Raw genomic sequence first — 16,069 nt, 5'->3', positions numbered from 1 at the left:
CCACGCGCGAAACACCGGGACAGAACCACTGGCAATCCGGAAAGAGATGGGGCGCGAACGATCCCGATCGACTCGCTCATCGTCTCAGCTCCCGCCGCAGGCAAACGCGCTCGTGTCGGACACCAGCGGCGCGGACTGGCCCGAGGAATTCGCGTAGTGGCGCGTCGCGCCGGTCGCCGTGTCGGTGACCGTGACCTCGAACGCAACCGTCGAGCCCGAGGAGAGAAACACCCAGTAGTGCCCGTTGACTCCGCAGCCATCGAGCACTTTGGCGGTGACCTCGATGTTCTCCGGCGCGAAGAACCAGAGAAGGCCGCTCGCGCCGTCGCCGTCCAGGGGCCGCGGATGCGCTTCGCCGTGTCGCCCGGCAAAGTCGGTCCAGCTCGCCTCGACGCGGAAGCGCCCGCCGGTCAGGCAGAGCGCCGTCGGGGAGGGCACGCAACGCTCGTGGTCGAACACCACCAGACGACGGCGGGTGAACGGCGCGGCGGGATCGAATGGGGGCCCGTAGAAGAGGCGGACGTCGTACGTCCCCGGCTCGAGGGGGCCCAGCGTCCAGTGGATCGGCTCGACACCCGGCGAGTAAGGCGGGGGCACCCCCGAGACGGAGGTCCAGACGTAGACGAGCTCGATGACGTTCCCGCGAACGACTGGCGGATCGGTGGAAAGCGTCGGACCGGTCCGCTGCACCCAGGTGGTCATCGACACCGGCTCCCCGTCGGTCGCCGCCTCCGGCATTTCGAAGAAGGCGGCGTTCTCGTTCCGAACCGAAAGGTCGGCCTCGTCGAGCACGGTCGGGGCAAGCGTGGCGTTGCGTACACGAATCTTGTAAGGGATGGGGCGCGGATAGAGCGGACCCACTCGCGCTACAACGCCGAAGGGCGTCGTCGACGTCGGCGAGCAGTCGAGCAGGTCGATATCGACGACGGGCGTCACACCCACCACGCCCTCGACCGGAGGCGCGAAAGCTCCGCTGCATCCGATGCCGGTGAGGTGCACCTCGACCGGTTCGTTCCAGACCGCCACCTCCGGCACCAACGTCAGGTTGGCCTGCTGCGCCCCGGAGGGAGCGCCGGCCAGGAGCGCGGCCGCCGCGAGGAGCAGTGCCCTGCGGGCCGTTCGATTCGCGCTGGGTCGTTTCATGAAACCTCCCGCGTCTCGGCTCAGGCGAGCGGACCGATTTCGCGCTCGACTTCGTCGAGTACTGCACATGAGGATACCAGTTGTTTCATCCGAGTATGGTCCGGATAGAGCGGCCGGTCGACGTCGAGATGGTCGACGACGGTACGAACCACACGGCGCGCCGCCTGCACCCCGCGGCCCGGGGTGAACTCGCGGAAGTCGAGCGCCTGGGCCGCCGCCATGAGCTCGATGCCGAGGATGCCGTAGGCGTTGTCGAGAATCTGCCCGGTCTTGATCGCCGTGTTCATCCCCATCGAGACGAAGTCCTCCTGGTCGGCGGCGGCGGGGATCGACTGGATCGACGCCGGCATCGAGAGGATCCGCTGCTCGACGATCAGCGAGTCGGCGGTGTACTGCGAGAGCATGAGCCCCGAGAACATCCCCGCGCCCTTGGTGAGGAACGCCGGCAGGCCGACCGAGAGCGCCGGGTGGTTCAGGCGATTGAGTCGCCGCTCGGAAAGCACCGAGACCATCGTCACCGCGGCACCGACCATGTCCATCGGCAGCGAAACCGGCGTCCCCTGGAAGTTGGCGCCGGTGAGGGTCAGCCGCTCCTCGGGGAGGAAGATCGGGTTGTCGCCGACGCCGTTGAGCTCGATCTCGATCTGGGCGCGGGCGTAGGCGACCGCGTCGTGCGCCGCGCCGATCACCTGCGGCGTCGAGCGCATCGAGTAGGCGTCCTGCACCTTCGTCTTGATCTTGCCGGAGAGCAGGTCGCTCCCCTCGACGCACTTCATGATCGCCTGCGCCGAGCGCACCGCGCCGGAGAAGCCACGCAGGCGGTGCAGCCGCGTGTCGTAGGGCTTGAAGTTGGCAAACAGCGCCTCGAGCGACATGGCGCAGGCGATCTCGGCCTGCTTCAGCCAGCGGTCGATGTCATGGACGTGGATGGCGCTCATCGCGGTGAGCAGGTTCGAGCCGTTGATCGTCGCCAGACCGTCACGGGCCATCAGGCCGGGGATCGCGATGCCGGCGCGCTGCATCGCCACGTGGCCGGGGAGCCGCTCGCCCTTGTACCAGGCCTCTCCCTCGCCGAGCAGCAACAGGGCGATCTGCGACATCGGGGCGAGATCGCCGCAGGCACCGACCGACCCCTTCTGGCAGACCACCGGCGTGACCCCGCGATTGAGCATCTCGACGAGCGTCTGGGTGATCACCGGCCGGCAACCGGAGTTGCCGTGGGCGTGGACGTTGATCCGTCCGGCCATCGCACCGCGCACGTACTCCACCGGAGCCGGGTCGCCGATGCCGGCGGCGTGGTTGTAGATGAGATAACGCTGGAAGTCCTTCACCTGCTCGTCGGTCAGCACGACTTCGGAGAACTCGCCGATGCCGGTGTTGACGCCGTACATGATCTCGTGGGCGTCGATCTTCTCTTCGAGCACTGCACGACAGGCACGGATACGATCGAGCGCCGCCGGCGCCAGCTCCACCTTCTCGCCCCCGCGGGCGATGCGAACCAGATTCGGGACCGTCAGCGACGATCCGTCGAGAACGATGGTCATGCTCCCTCCCTGGAGTTGCCCGGGCCCGCGACAACGCGCCCGTCCACCGGGAATTATGCGCCCGCGCCACCCTCACGGTCGCCGGCCGCGCCACGCCCCGGTGCCGCCGGTCTCGAGGCCATCGCTGAAGAGGTCCACGTGGCCACCCGCGAGCGCAGTCGCGCAGGGGCCGTCGCCGTCGTACTCGACGGCTCCCAGGTCGGGCGAACCGTCGTCCCGCCGGTTGGCGCAGTAGTCGGCGGGCACCGCGGCGAGCGGCGTCCCCTGGTCGACGAACGCCGTGCCGTCGACCAGGGTCAGGTCGGCGGCGAGCGGGTCGACGAACCAGGCCTGGAACTGCGCGAGGGCCACCCCCGTGAGGTTGCCGCTCGAGGTGCTGGTGCCGCCGTCGCGATTGCGGATCGAACCGGAGACGAGGTTGCCGCGGATCTCGGCAGTGGAGGCGGCGAAGCGCACGTCGATGCCGGTCGTCGCGATCAGCGTGTTGTGGAAGAGCCGCGTCCCGAACGCCTCGTTGAGGTAGATGCCGACGTCCTGCGGGCAGTTGACGATCAGGTTGTTGCGCATCGTGCCGTTCTGGTGCTCGGGGCTGCAGACGCCGTCTTCGCAGATCGGGTCGGGCCCTGATCCTCCCCCGCCGAACGAGAGGCCGAGTCGCACGCCGCCGGCGTGGTCGCGCTCGCAGATCACCAGGTTGCGCTCGAAGAGCCCATCGCGCGAGTTGCCCTTGAGGAAGGCGGCGTAGCTCACCTGGTCGCCGCCGGCTTTCTGGTGGTCGTGGATGAAGTTGGCGCGGACGATCCAGCGGCGGCCGCCGACCACGTCGATCGGCGTCACCGGGTTCGCGGTCGAACGCGGCGCCGCGTTGGCGAGCTCGCAGCCTTCGATCACCACGTCGTCGGGGAAGACGGTCGGCACCCCCTCGCCGTTGCCCTTCACCTGGGCGTTGAAGTCGAGCAGACGACTGTTGCGGATGTGGGTGAAGTCGGCGGCGCCGACGAGGTGGAAGGCGTGCTCGCAATCGTCGTCGAGCGCGCAGACGCCGCGCACCACGAGATCCTCGAAGATCCAGTGAGGCGCCGAGACCTTGAAGCCCTCGACCGCGTCGAAACGGATCTCCGCGGTGCCCGGGCTGGCGGCCCGCACGACGATCGGGGCCGACGCCGTCCCCGGCGCGTCACAGAGGAGGCTCTGAGCGACCGCGTAGGTCCCGGGCGCCAGCGTGATGACGTCGCCCGCCACCGCGGCGTCGATCGCCGCGACGAGCTGTGCCGACGTGGACACCGGGACGACGCCGGCAAGCGCGGGCCGGGCGATCGGCAGCAGCAGGAGGAGGGCCGCTCGGGTCATCGGAGACTCGTCCCCGAGGTTGGAGCGGCGGCCGGAGCGACGCGATGAAGGAGGTCACACCCTGCCTGCCGCTCTCCGCTCCCCCGGGCCGTCCCCGGCTCCGCCCTCCCACCCGGGAGGCCGCCTTGTGTTAGCTTCTCCATACCGAACTTGGCGCCTACGGCCCGCGTCGCGGGCGGGACGTATGCCGTGAGCGACGTCGCGACACTCGCCGTCGTTCGACCGGAGGACAGCATGGCCGTCCAGGGAAGCCTGGAAGAACTCTCGATTCCCGACCTGATCCAGCTCGTTTCGGCTGGCGCGAAGACCGGTGTCTTCGAGTTGCGCCGCGGCCAGCAGACCGGCCAGATCTACCTCAATCGCGGCCGGATCGTCGACGCGGCCGTCGGCGAACTGCAGGGGGACGAGGCCGTCTTCGCACTGCTGCTGTGGCAGGAGGGCGAGTTCGCGTTTCTTCCCGGTGCCGAGCACCCCTCGGTGACCGTCCAGATGTCGAACAGCAACCTCCTGATGGAGGGCGCCCGGCGCATCGACGAGTGGAAGGTCCTGTCGAAGAAGATCCCGTCTCTCGACCTGATCCCTGCCTTCACCCCCACGGGCGGAGCTACCTCGGTCTCGTTCAACCCCCAGGAGTGGGCGATCGTCCGCCGGATCGACGAACATCGCTCGATCGACGAAATCGCCACCTTGGTCGGCATGCCGACCTTCGACGTCTGCAAGGTGCTCTACGGCCTCCTGAGCTCCGAGGTGCTCGAGCTGCGCGGACAGGCCGCACCACCGCCTCCTCCGCCACCCGAGCCATCCACCCCGGCCCCGGAGCCGGCGGCACCACTCGTTGCCGGCGCCACGGCGGACCGCCAAAAGCAGATCAACGACCTGCACGCATTCTTCAACCAGCACATCCGCGAGACCCTCGGCCTGCGCGGCTTCATGCTGCAGTTGCAGGCGGAGAAGGCCACCTCCCTCGGCGACTTCTTCGTCCTTCGCGACCCCTTCCTCACCGCGGTCCGCAAGGCCAAGGGCGAAGCCGTCGCCGTCGGCCTCGAGACCGCGCTCGACAAGCTGCTGCAGTAGCACCGCCCCACCCCAGCTGCCACGCGGCGCGGCGCCCCGAGACGAGGGAGCTGCCGGGCCGCCGGTCGCGTCGACCATCGCTCCCCGACCCCTTCCGGGGTCGAACGCGCCGGACCCCGTCGCCGGCACGATAGAATCACGGTTCCGCGCCCCCCGGGTGCGACCCCTCACCCCGCACACCGCGCACCAGTCCGCCGTCGGCCGGATCTTCCTCGCCCTCTCGCGCTGGGTCGACGAGACCGGCACCGGGCGAGCCTTCCTCGCGCCGTTCGACGTGGTGCTGTCGCCCACCGACGTCGTCGAGCCGGACCTGCTCTACCTCTCGAACGCGCGGCTCGACCGCCTGACCACGGCCAACGTGCAGGGCGCGCCCGACCTGGCCATCGAGGTGCTCTCCCCCGGCACCGCGGGGCGCGACCGCGCGACGAAGCGCCGGATCTACGAGCGCTTCGGGGTCAGCGAGTACTGGCTGGTCGATCCGGAAGAGCGCACGCTGCTGCAGGTCCGTTTCGGCGAGACGGCGGGCGGCGGCGAGCGGCTCTGGGGAGAGGCCGAGCGGGCGGCGAGCCCGACCCTGCCCGGGCTCTTCCTGGCGGTGGGCGACCTCTTCGCCGGCTGAGGCGCTCCCTCAGCCGCCCTGCGACGCCGACCACGCGCCGAGGCCGGTCTCGAAGCCGTCGTCGAAGAAGCTCGGGAAGGTCGCGCCAACCTCGATCGATCCGCCGTCGCAGGCGCTGTCGCCCGCCACGTAGCCGCGCTGGTCGACGTCGGCGCAGGCGGCGGCGCGGTCGCGGACCACGCTGCCGGCGCCTGGCACGTAGAACCAGGTCCGGCCGTCGGTCTGCAGCGCTCCCAGGCCGAGCGAGCCGTCGGACACGCTCAGCAGGTCGCCGGTCGCCGCGCCGAAGGGGGCGCAGGTGGCGCCCGGGCTCTCGACGTTCCAGCCGTCGGTGACGTAGACGAAGGCTCCGCCGCCGCAGGTGCCGGAGATCACGTTGCCCGAGTAGCGCAGCTGATTGCCGAAGGTCGTCGCGCCGCCGTGCAGGGCGGCGCCACCGGAGCCCGCCGTGTTGGCGCGGAAGGTCGAGGCGAAGACCTGCACCAGGGCGTCGCCGGCCCACAGCCCCCCGCCCGCCCCGGCGGCTTGGTTGGCCGAGAAGGTGCTGCGTGCCACCACGGTCCCGCCTCCGGCGAGCACCCCTCCGCCGTCGAGGGCCGCCGTGTTGCCGACGAAGCTCGAGCGGCGCACCTCGAGGCCGCCCCGCGAATAAACCCCTCCGCCCGAGCCGCTCACCGCGTCGTTGTCGACGAAGCTCGAGCGGAAGACCTGCGCCGAGGCCGGCCCGATCTCTGGCCCCACGTAGAGCCCTCCGCCGCTCGGGGCCGTGTTGCCCACCAGCTCCGCGCCGTCGATCACCGCGCGGCCGACACCGACGGCCACCGCACCCCCGGCCGACCCGGACGAGTTGCGGTCGAACGCACCCTCCTCGACTTCGAGCAGCTGTTCGGCGCCCCCATAACCCTGGCGCCAGAATGAGATCGCACCTCCCGTTCCCCATGCCGTGTTCAGCGTGAAGGTCGAGCGCACCACCCGCAGGCGGACGCCCGCCTCCGGGTCATTGGGGTATGGGGCCCCGGACCACGAGGCGACCGCGCCGCCGGCGTCGGCTGTGTTCAGCTCGAAGACGCTGTCCACGAGCTCGAGCCAGGCCGTGGCGCCGGGGTTGGTGTTCATCACCAGGATCCCGCCACCGCCCTGGGCGGAAGCAGTGTTGGCGGAGAAGGTGCTGCGCTCGACGCGGGCAGCGCCAGCGAGCATCGCGATGCCGCCGCCAGCGAAGATAGCCGCGTTGCCGGAGAAGCTGCTGTCGCGAACCGAGAGCGTCCAGCCGTTCGTCATCCACGCGACGCCACCCCCTCGATCGGCGCTGTTGTTCGCGATGGTGACCCGCTCGAGGGTGAGGTTGCGGCCTGCACGCAGTCCACCGCCCCAATCGCTCGAGGCCACTCCACCTTCCAGACCGAGGTCCCGCACGTCCAGATCGGCGGAAGCATCGAGGAGCCGATCGCCGAGCGTCACGCCGACGATCGTCGTCTGGGTCCGCCCGGCCCCCTGGATCGTCAGCGGCCCGGCGACGTCGAGGTCACCGGTGAGCCCGGCGTCCTCCCCGGCTCCGGCTCTGGTCAGCTGGAACATCCCCGCACCCAGCACCACCGTGTCGGCCCCGGCGAGGGCGTTGGCGAGGATCACCGCCTCGCGCAGCGAGCAGTCGTTCGGGAAGCAGCCGTCCGGCGCGGGATCGTCGAGCCGGGTCACGGCGAGCGTGACCGCTGCGGCCGGTGCGGCGAGGGCAAGCAGAGCCGCGCCGGCCAGGGCGGCGGCGAGGTGACGGACGGGGCGAGGCGCGTGGGTCGGCATGAGCTCCTCCTGCCCTCCTCCACGGAATCGCCGAAGGAAGCCGGACATCCTCGTCGGCGCGGTTTCGCGGTGACCTCCCGCCCGAAATCCAGGGAGAAAGCGGATGGCCGAGCTCAAGACGAAGGCGCACGACGCGAGCGTCGACGCGTTCCTCGACGGCGTCGCCGATGAGCGGCGGCGCGCCGACTGCGGCGCCGTTCTGGCGCTGATGCGGGAGGTGACCGGCGAGGAGCCGAAGATGTGGGGCCCCTCGATCGTCGGCTTCGGCCGCTACCACGACCGCTACGCGAGCGGCCACGAAGCGGAGGCGTGCCTCACCGACTTCTCGCCGCGCAAGACGGCGCTCACCCTCTACGTGATGCCCGGATTCGACCGCTTCGACGAGATCCTCGGCCGGCTCGGGAAGGTCAAGGCGGGCAAGGGGTGCCTCTACCTCAAGCGGCTCGCCGACGTGGACGAGTCGGCGCTGCGCGAGCTGATCGCCGCCTCGGTGGCGCACCTGCGCGCCGCCTGGCCGACACCCCGGAAGTAGGTCGCGGGGAAGTGGACCGGCCCTTGCCGGGCGCGCCGGGCCGCGTCAGGATGAGCGGCAGGAGATGGCCGACCAGACCCTGAGCGAGCTGTTCGCCGCCGCGGAAGGCGGGGAGACGGGCGCCTTCGAGCGCGCCTTCACCGCCATCTACGGCGAGCTCAAGCGCCTCGCCCGTCGCCAGCGCGCCCGCAGCCGTCCGGGCGACACCCTGTCGACCACCGTGCTGGTGCACGAGGTCTTTCTGAAGCTCTCCGCCGGCGGCGCCCTCACGATCCGCGACCGCGAGCACTTCTTCGCGCTGGCGGCGCGGGCCATGCGGCAGATCCTGGTCGACGCCGCGCGCACCCGCGCCGCGGCGAAGCGCGGCGGCCCGGCGGCGGTCCGCGTCGAGCTCGGCGAGGAGGACGCCGCGGTCGCGGCGGTGGCCGACGACGTGGTGGCGCTCGACCGCGCCCTCGCCCGGCTCGAGGCCGTCGACGAACGGCTGGCCCGGCTGGTCGAGGCCCGCTACTTCGCCGGCCTCACGGATGCCGAGGTCGCCGAGCTCCTCGGGCGCAACGAGCGCACCGTGCGGCGCGACTGGGAAAAGGCGCGCGCCTTCCTGCTGCGCGAGCTGCGCGGCGGCGCGCCGCCGGGCACGAGCGCGTGAGCGACGCCGGCGAGCGCGAGCGCTGGGGGCGGGCGAGCGCGCAGCTCGACGAGCTCTTCGACCTCGACGACGGGGCGGCGTGCGCGGCGCGCCTCCGCGCCCTCGCGCAGGAGGACCCGGCACTCGCCGCCGAGGTGGCCGGGCTGCTCGCCGCGAGCCGCTCCCCCGACGCCCTCCTCGACCGCGACGGCGTCGCCGCCGCCGCCGTTCTCTCCGGTACCACCCTCTCCGGCGCGCTGCCACTCGAGCCCGTCCCCGCCGACGCGATCCCCGGGCGGATCGGCCCGTGGGAGGTCGTCGGCGTGCTGGGCGAGGGGGGCATGGGGAGCGTCTTCGCCGCCGAGCGACGCGGCGAGGGGTTCGTCCAACGCGCCGCCGTGAAGGTGCTGCACGGCGGTCTCGCCGGTCTCGCCGCCTCGGCCCTCCGCCAGCGTTTCCTCGAGGAGCGCCGGATCCTCTCGGGGCTCGAGCACCCCGGCATCGCGCGCATGCTCGACGGCGGGATGACCGACGACGGCTCCCCCTACCTCGCCATGGAGCGGGTCGACGGGGCGTCGATCACCGAGGCCTGCCGCGCGAGATGCGCCACCGTCGAGGAGCGCCTCGCCCTCTTCCTCGAGGTCTGCGCCGCGGTCGAGCACGCGCACCGCCAGCGCGTCGTGCACCGCGACCTCAAGCCCTCGAACGTGATGGTGGACCGCGACGGCCGGGTGAAGCTCCTCGACTTCGGGATCGCCAAGCTCCTGGCACCCGCCGGGGCGCTCGAAGGGGCGGGGGGCGAGCGCGCCCCGACGCTGCTGCGCGCCCTCACCCCACGCTACGCCGCGCCGGAGCAGATCACCGGCGGCGCCGTCACGCCGGCCACCGACGTCCACGCCCTCGGCGTGCTCCTCTTCGAGCTGCTCGCCGGCCGGCTCCCCTGGGAGGTCGGCGACGAGAGCTCCTACGCCGTGGAGCAGGCGGTGGTGAGGGACGAGCCGGCCCGTCTCTCGCGCGCCGCCATCCCCGACGCCTCGCGCCCCGAGGGCGAGCGGCTCGCGCGGCGGCTCGCCGGCGATCTCGAACGGATCGTCGCCCGCGCCTTGACCAAGGAGCCCGAGCGGCGTTATCCCTCGGCTGCGGAGCTCGCCGACGACCTGCGCCGGCACCTCGCGGGTGAGGCCGTGGTGGCGCGCGGCGACGCGCCCGCCTACCGGCTCGGCCGGTTCGCCCGCCGCCACCGCACCGCGCTGCTCGCCGCCGCGCTGGCCCTTTCGCTCGCCGCCCTCACCGCCCTGGCGCTCCTGCAGATCGGCCACCGTGCGGGCCCCGCGGCGGGCCAGCCGGCGGAGCGGGCGCCGGTGGTGGCCGTGCTCTCCTTCGCCCCGCGCGGCGGCGCCGAGCCTTGGCTCGCCACCGCGCTGAGCGAGGGGGTCGCGGCCGAGCTGGGCCGCACTCCGGGGATCTCGGTGCTCGCCTCGGCGAGCGTCGCCGGGATGGGCGACGACGAGGCGTCGCAGGGGCGTCTCCGCGGCGCGCTCGGAGCCACGCACGCGGTCACCGGCAGTGTGGAGAGCGAAGGGGAGACCGTCCGCGTCCAGGCCGCGCTCGTCGATCTCGCCTCGCGACGCACGCTCTGGGCCGGGCATCTGGACGGCGAGGTCGGAGCGCGCCTGGCGGCCCGCGCCGAGCTCGCCCGGCGCCTCGCCTGGGAGCTCCTCGAGCGGCTCGGTGCAGCCACGGGGGAGCCGCGGCCCGCGGCGCCGCCGACCCGCGACCCGCGCGCCTGGGAGGCCTACCAGCGCGGGCTGGCAGAGCTCTCCGGCCGCGCCCCCGGGGGCGTCGGGCCCGAGGAGCGCCTTGCCGCCACCGTGCAGCTCGAGCTCGCGGTGGCGCTCGATCCGGGCTTCGCGGAGGCCTGGGCCCGCCTCGGCACGGTCTACGCGAAGCGTCTCTTCCACGACGCCCCGAGCGCCGACCTCGAGGAGCGGGCGTTCGCCGCCGTGCAGCGCGCCCTCGCCCTCGACCCGCGATTGGCCGAGGCCTACCTCGCCCGGGCCCAGCTCTCCTGGACCCTATCGCGCGGCTTCGATCACGCACGAGCCGTCGCCGACCTGCGCCGCGCCGTCGAGCTCCACCCGAGCCTCGCCGAGGCGCACCTCGAGCTCTGCAAGGTGCACTTCCACGTCGGCCTCACCGATCGCGCGCTCGCCGAGTGCGACCGCGCCCTGGCGCTCGACCCGGCGAACCGCACCGCCCTCGGGCGGAAGCTCTCGCTGCTCGCCGACGCCGGGCGGGACGCGGAGGTGGCGGCGCTCCTCGCGGCGCGCGGTGGCGAGCTCTCCCCCGGGATTCGCGCCGGACTGCTGATCGACATCGGCCGGCACGCCGAGGCGCTTCCCCTGCTGCTCGGGGACGCGGGGGCCAAGCGGGTCCGCGATCCGGAGTTCGGCTGGCCGGCCGCCTCGCGGGGTGCGCTGGAGCGGATCTGGGCCGCCGTCGCGTTGGCGCGGCTGGGGCGCCGGGAGGAGGCCGCGGCGATCCTCGCGCGCGCCGAGATCACCGCCGAAACGGTCGAGGAGCAGTCGCACCTGCACCACGCCTTCTACTTCGCCGGCGCCGCCCACGCCCTGCTCGGCAACCGGGAGGAGGCGCTGCGCTGGCTGGAGCGCGCCGCCGCCGAGGGGTATCCCTCCTACCCGCGGTTCGCCCGCGACGCGGACCTCGCGTCGCTCGCCGGCGAGCCCCGCTTCATCGCGCTGCTCTCCCGCCTCGAGCGCGACCGGCAGCGCTGGGAACGCGAGCTCTGACCGCAGCTCAGCAGTCGCCGAGCCGCCGCGCCACGAGCCGCTCGCGCACGACCGGCATCGCCATCCCGCCTTCGTTGACGATCCGCGCCTCGTAGGCGTCGGTTCCACGCACCGTCGTCACCGAGGTGGAGGTGCCCCGGGGAAGCTCGGGGCGGTCGCACTCCACCCGGTGCCGCCACTCGGACGGACCCGTGCGGCTCCGCTCGGCGGTGCAGCCCATGCGCCGGAACATCGCGATCATCTCGTTGGCCATGACCTCGGGGTCGAAACAGATCTCGCTCACCACGGGCCCGGCGGCCGGCCGCCGGTCGGCGTACTCGAAGCTGCGCTCCAGCCGCCAGCGGCCGGGGCGCAGGGAAGGGCCGGACGGCTCCGCGGCCCGCAGAGCGGACGCTGCCAGCAGGACGAGTGCCGCCGCGAGCAGCAGCGCCATCCCGGCGCACCGGCGCGAGTTACTGGTGGTTCGGCCCATCGCTCCCCCTCTGTCTGGGTACCACGTGTGATCCGGCCGGACCCGGGCGCCCAATCGACCGGCCACGACAGATTGCCGGTCCCGCGCCCCGGGCGCGCCCCGGACTCCCCGGTTCCATCCCTGCGAAGGCTGCAGGCGAGACCCCTCCTGCCCCGTCGCCAGCGAAGCCTTCCTCGACGATCGACTCGCGCCTGCGCCGGCGCTCGGGGCCGAGGGATTTCGTCCGCCGCCGGCGAGCTCGACGGAGGCCCGGCGCACTGCGACGATGGTCGCGAGCGTCGCGCCCGGTGCGCGGGTGACGCAGCGGTGCGCCTCATCCGGCCTGCCGCCGGGCCCGTAGCAGGGGCAGGGACCGACCCACGGTCCCCGGAAAGGACCCCTCCATGACCCGCCGCACCCTCTCGACCGCCCGCGCCCCGCTGGCCCTCCTGGCCGCCGGTGCCGCCCTCGTCTTCGCCCCTGTCCTCGCCGTCGCCCCGGCGCAGGCCCAGTCGACGCCCTTCCGCCTCGAGCTCGAGGGGGGCGCCGCCTGGCAGACCCGCAACGACTTCGCCGTGCCCGGCGACACCGGCACGCGCCTGTCGCTCGACGACGCGCCGGCCACGGCCTCGTTCCGGGCCGCGCTCCACTGGGACTTCGGCGCGCGCTGGTCGGCGCGCCTGGTGGCCGCGCCCCTCGCCACCGAGACCGACTTCGTGCCGGCGCAGGAGGTCCGCTTCGATGGCACCACCTTCGCCGCCGGGCGGCCGCTCACCCAGCGGTTCGAGTTCAACTCCTACCGCCTGACCCTCTACCGCCGCTTCACCCCGGCCGGCGCCTGGAGCTTCCGCGCCGGGCTCACCGCCAAGGTGCGCGACGCGCGGATCGAGCTCGCCGGCGAGCAGGGCTCGGCGCGCCGCGACGACCTCGGGGTCGTCCCGCTGCTCCACGGCGCCGCCCGCTGGGACGGCGGCGGACGCTGGGCCTTCGAGGCCGAGGCCGACGCTCTCGGCTCGCCGCAGGGGCGGGCGATCGACGTCTCGGCACGGCTCGAGCTGCGGGCGAGCGAACGGGTGCGCCCCTACTTCGCCTGGCGTCTGCTCGACGGCGGCGCCGACAACGACGAGGTCTACACCTTCGCCACCGTGCAGTACGCCCTGGCGGGGGTGAGCCTGCGGTTCTGAGCGCCGCGCCGGGAAGCGGTCGCGGGGCCGACGCGGTAGAATGTCGGCCCCGCGCCCCCGGGCGCGGCCCCGTTCTCCCGCATTCCGCGATCCCGACCGCTCGAGAGAGGCCCGCATGCCCCAGTTCATCTATGCCATGAAGAACCTGCGCAAGCTCACCCCGCAGGGCAAGGAGATCCTCAAGGGCATCTGGCTCTCCTTCTACTACGGGGCGAAGATCGGCGTCATCGGCCACAACGGCGCCGGCAAGTCGACGCTGCTGCGCATCATGGCCGGGCTCGACAAGGACTTCGATGGCGAAGCGGGGCTGCTCGAGGGCTACACCGTCGGCCTGCTGCCGCAGGAGCCGAAGCTCCCCGAGGGCAAGACCGTGCTCGAGTGCGTCGAGGAGGCGGTGGCCGGCAAGCGGGCCATCCTCAACCGCTACGAGGAGCTGGCGGCGAACTACAGCGACGAGACCGCCGACGAGTTCTCGCGCCTCCAGGACCAGATCGACGCACACAACCTCTGGGAGCTCGACCGCCAGCTCGAGATCGCGATGGACGCCCTGCGCCTGCCGCCTGCCGACCAGGAGGTGTCGATCCTCTCGGGCGGCGAGCGGCGCCGCGTCGCGCTCTGCCGGCTGCTGCTGATCGAGCCCGACCTGCTGCTGCTCGACGAGCCGACGAACCACCTCGACGCCGAATCGGTCGCCTGGCTCGAGCGGCATCTGGCCGAGTACAAGGGCACGATCGTCGCCGTCACCCACGACCGCTACTTCCTCGACAACGTCGCCGGCTGGATCCTCGAGCTCGACCGCGGCGCCGGCATTCCCTGGGAGGGGAACTATTCCTCGTGGCTCGAGCAGAAGCAGAAGCGGCTCGAGCAGGAGGAGAAGGAGGCCTCGTCGCGCCGTCGCACCCTCGAGCACGAGCTCGAGTGGGTGCGCATGTCGCCACGCGCCCGCCAAGCCAAGGGCAAGGCGCGGCTCTCGGCCTACGAGCAGCTGCTCGCCGAGGAGCAGGCGGCCGAGAAGCGCGGCCCGTCCAACGAGATCCTCATCCCGGCCGGCCAGCGTCTCGGCGACACGGTGATCGAGGCGACCGGCCTCGCCAAGTCCTACGGCGACAACCTGCTCTTCGAGAACCTCTCCTTCATCCTGCCGCGCGGCGGCATCGTCGGGGTGATCGGCCCCAACGGCGCCGGCAAGACCACCCTCTTCCGCCTGCTGGTCGGCCAGGAGCAGCCCGACGCCGGGACGCTCAAGATCGGCGAGACGGTGGTGCTCTCCTACGTCGACCAGAGCCGCGAGGCGCTCGACGGCGAGCGCACGCTCTTCCAGGAGATCTCCGACGGCGGCAAGGACATCGTCCTCGTCGGCAAGCGCGAGGTCAACTCGCGCGCCTACTGCTCCTGGTACAACTTCAAGGGCGCCGACCAGCAGAAGAAGGTCAAGGACCTCTCGGGCGGCGAGCGCAACCGCCTGCACCTCGCCAAGCTGCTCAAGGACGGCGGCAACGTCCTGCTGCTCGACGAGCCGACCAACGACCTCGACGTCGACACCCTGCGCGCCCTCGAGGACGCCCTGCTCGCCTTCCCCGGCTGCGCGGTGGTGATCTCGCACGACCGCTGGTTCCTCGACCGCATCGCGACGCACATCCTCGCCTTCGAGGGCGACAGCCAGGTCACCTGGTTCGAGGGCAACTACCAGGACTACGAGGCCGACCGGCACCGCCGCCTCGGCTCCGACGCCGACCAGCCGCACCGCATCAAGTACCGGCCGCTGGTGCGCTGAGCCGACATCGGACTCGACGAGCTCACCGGCCAATCGCTCGGCGGCGTGCCGCCCGCCCACTGGAGGTTCCGGGGGAAAGTCTCGGGTGACTGCCCCCCTTCTCCACAGCTAGACTGGATTGGTCATGAGCCCCAGCCCATTCCAGCGGGAGGCGAACCGCTCCGCTGCGCTGTCCACCGACCTGGACCGTGCCGACGCCCTCGTGTACTTCAGCTGGGACGAGCCGACGACCGTCGAGGAGCTGCACGCCCAACTGCAGCACTCGCCGCCAGAGGTTCGGGATCGCCTCCTCGCGAGGATTCTGCGCGAGGCGCGCGACACGGACGTGTGGAAGTTCACGACCCTGGCGGAGGTCGTCGCGCGCTGGGACGAGATCGCTCCTCAGCTCGGTCGGAGGAGGGATTTCTGGGAGTTTCTGCTTCGACGCTGGCGCGACTCGGAGGTCCCCGGTGAGCCTCGGTAAGCTGCAGCAGGAGGTCCTCGCGGCGTTCTTCCATCTCCAGAAGGGCTTTTTCCTCACCGGGGGCGCAGCACTCTCGGCCTTCTACCTCGATCACCGACCGACTCACGACCTCGACCTCTTCACCGAAAGCGATCTGCTCAACGACGGGGACCGCACCCTGCGCACGGTCGCCGCCGAGCTCGGCGCCACGGTGGACGAAATCCAGACGGCTCCCGACTTCCGGCGGCGACTCCTCACTCGATCGAACGAGGGTGTCCTCGTCGACTTGGTGCGCGACCGAGTGGCACAGCTCGAGGTTCGCAAGCGGGCCTTCGGTTCAGTGCTGGTCGACACACCGACCGAGATCCAAGCCAACAAGCTTTGTGCGATTCTCTCGCGCTCGGAGGTTCGGGATCTCGTCGACCTCGCAGCCCTCGAGCGGTTCGGCTTGCCCGTCGACGAACGGGCGATCGCCGCGGCATGCCGCAAGGACGCCGGCCTCACCGCCGCTCAGCTCGCATGGGTCCTCGAGCGGTTCACCATCCCCGAGACCATGCCACCGCTCGGCGGCATGACGGCTGGCGACCTGTCTCGCTATCGCGACGAGCTCGTCACCCGCCTCGTGCGGTTCGCCCGCCCCGGCTAGGTTGTCGGCGAGTCCAGAACCCGCCCCTTGCCGGAGAAGACCCCGCCGATCGCCACCGCCGCCTCGGCTCCG

At 72.1% G+C, this 16,069-nt stretch carries 14 protein-coding genes; 9 read left to right on the top strand and 5 right to left on the bottom strand.

The genetic code is table 11. From position 1 onward, the window contains the following. Positions 1-84: 84 nt before the first annotated feature. From IPJ17_10460 to IPJ17_10450, 3 genes are all read right to left on the bottom strand, one after another. On the bottom strand, positions 85-1,143 hold the full coding sequence (locus IPJ17_10460; protein ID QQR75963.1) for a hypothetical protein: 1,059 nt from the start codon (positions 1,141-1,143) through the stop codon (positions 85-87). A gap of 20 nt (positions 1,144-1,163) precedes the next feature. Continuing rightward, the gene (locus IPJ17_10455) at positions 1,164-2,687 is read right to left on the bottom strand and encodes an aromatic amino acid lyase (GenBank protein QQR75962.1); all 1,524 of its coding nucleotides are present in this window, start codon (positions 2,685-2,687) and stop codon (positions 1,164-1,166) included. A gap of 72 nt (positions 2,688-2,759) precedes the next feature. Further along, positions 2,760-4,037, bottom strand: coding sequence for a right-handed parallel beta-helix repeat-containing protein (locus IPJ17_10450; GenBank protein ID QQR75961.1), 1,278 nt, complete (start codon positions 4,035-4,037; stop codon positions 2,760-2,762). Between the two features lie 189 nt (positions 4,038-4,226). Between IPJ17_10450 and IPJ17_10445 the strand changes: the two genes are divergently transcribed. Both IPJ17_10445 and IPJ17_10440 read left to right on the top strand, forming a co-directional pair. Beyond that, a complete protein-coding gene (locus tag IPJ17_10445) occupies positions 4,227-5,111 on the top strand; it encodes a DUF4388 domain-containing protein (GenBank protein ID QQR75960.1) in 885 nt (294 codons plus the stop codon). 157 nt (positions 5,112-5,268) lie between these two features. Then, positions 5,269-5,730, top strand: a complete 462-nt coding sequence (locus IPJ17_10440) for a Uma2 family endonuclease (GenBank protein ID QQR75959.1) — start codon at positions 5,269-5,271, stop codon at positions 5,728-5,730. Positions 5,731-5,739: 9 nt separating this feature from the next. Here IPJ17_10440 and IPJ17_10435 read toward each other — a convergent pair whose 3' ends face one another. Next, positions 5,740-7,530 carry a hypothetical protein gene (locus IPJ17_10435; protein QQR75958.1) on the bottom strand — a complete coding sequence of 597 codons (1,791 nt, stop codon included), beginning with the start codon at positions 7,528-7,530 and terminating at the stop codon, positions 5,740-5,742. Between the two features lie 103 nt (positions 7,531-7,633). Here IPJ17_10435 and IPJ17_10430 point away from each other — a divergent pair, with 103 nt between their 5' ends. The 3 genes from IPJ17_10430 to IPJ17_10420 all read left to right on the top strand — a co-directional run bounded on the left by IPJ17_10430 (position 7,634) and on the right by IPJ17_10420 (position 11,500). Next, the gene (locus IPJ17_10430) at positions 7,634-8,062 is read left to right on the top strand and encodes a DUF1801 domain-containing protein (protein QQR75957.1); all 429 of its coding nucleotides are present in this window, start codon (positions 7,634-7,636) and stop codon (positions 8,060-8,062) included. A 64-nt stretch (positions 8,063-8,126) separates the two neighbouring features. Next, positions 8,127-8,711, top strand: a complete 585-nt coding sequence (locus IPJ17_10425; GenBank protein QQR75956.1) for a sigma-70 family RNA polymerase sigma factor — start codon at positions 8,127-8,129, stop codon at positions 8,709-8,711. Further along, positions 8,708-11,500 carry a protein kinase gene (locus tag IPJ17_10420; protein QQR75955.1) on the top strand — a complete coding sequence of 931 codons (2,793 nt, stop codon included), beginning with the start codon at positions 8,708-8,710 and terminating at the stop codon, positions 11,498-11,500. Before IPJ17_10425 ends, IPJ17_10420 begins: the two co-directional genes overlap by 4 nt. Before the next feature lie 7 nt (positions 11,501-11,507). Here the strand turns inward: IPJ17_10420 and IPJ17_10415 are convergent, their stop codons facing one another. Next, positions 11,508-11,972: a DUF3617 family protein gene (locus IPJ17_10415; GenBank protein QQR75954.1), complete on the bottom strand. Its 465-nt coding sequence runs from the start codon at positions 11,970-11,972 to the stop codon at positions 11,508-11,510. Positions 11,973-12,355: 383 nt separating this feature from the next. Here IPJ17_10415 and IPJ17_10410 point away from each other — a divergent pair, with 383 nt between their 5' ends. The 4 genes from IPJ17_10410 (at position 12,356) to IPJ17_10395 (ending at position 15,997) form a co-directional block, all read left to right on the top strand. Then, positions 12,356-13,135 carry a hypothetical protein gene (locus IPJ17_10410; GenBank protein ID QQR75953.1) on the top strand — a complete coding sequence of 260 codons (780 nt, stop codon included), beginning with the start codon at positions 12,356-12,358 and terminating at the stop codon, positions 13,133-13,135. A gap of 115 nt (positions 13,136-13,250) precedes the next feature. Further along, complete coding sequence (ettA, locus tag IPJ17_10405) at positions 13,251-14,909, top strand: energy-dependent translational throttle protein EttA (GenBank protein ID QQR75952.1); 1,659 nt, start codon at positions 13,251-13,253, stop codon at positions 14,907-14,909. 124 nt (positions 14,910-15,033) lie between these two features. Continuing rightward, a complete protein-coding gene (locus tag IPJ17_10400) occupies positions 15,034-15,372 on the top strand; it encodes a hypothetical protein (protein ID QQR75951.1) in 339 nt (112 codons plus the stop codon). After that, positions 15,359-15,997 carry a nucleotidyl transferase AbiEii/AbiGii toxin family protein gene (locus IPJ17_10395; GenBank protein ID QQR75950.1) on the top strand — a complete coding sequence of 213 codons (639 nt, stop codon included), beginning with the start codon at positions 15,359-15,361 and terminating at the stop codon, positions 15,995-15,997. Before IPJ17_10400 ends, IPJ17_10395 begins: the two co-directional genes overlap by 14 nt. Positions 15,998-16,069: the final 72 nt, after the last annotated feature.

The sequence above is a fragment of the Holophagales bacterium genome (assembly GCA_016699405.1).
Classification (GTDB): domain Bacteria; phylum Acidobacteriota; class Thermoanaerobaculia; order Multivoradales; family JAGPDF01; genus JAAYLR01.
This window is presented reverse-complemented; position numbering and strand designations above follow the sequence as displayed.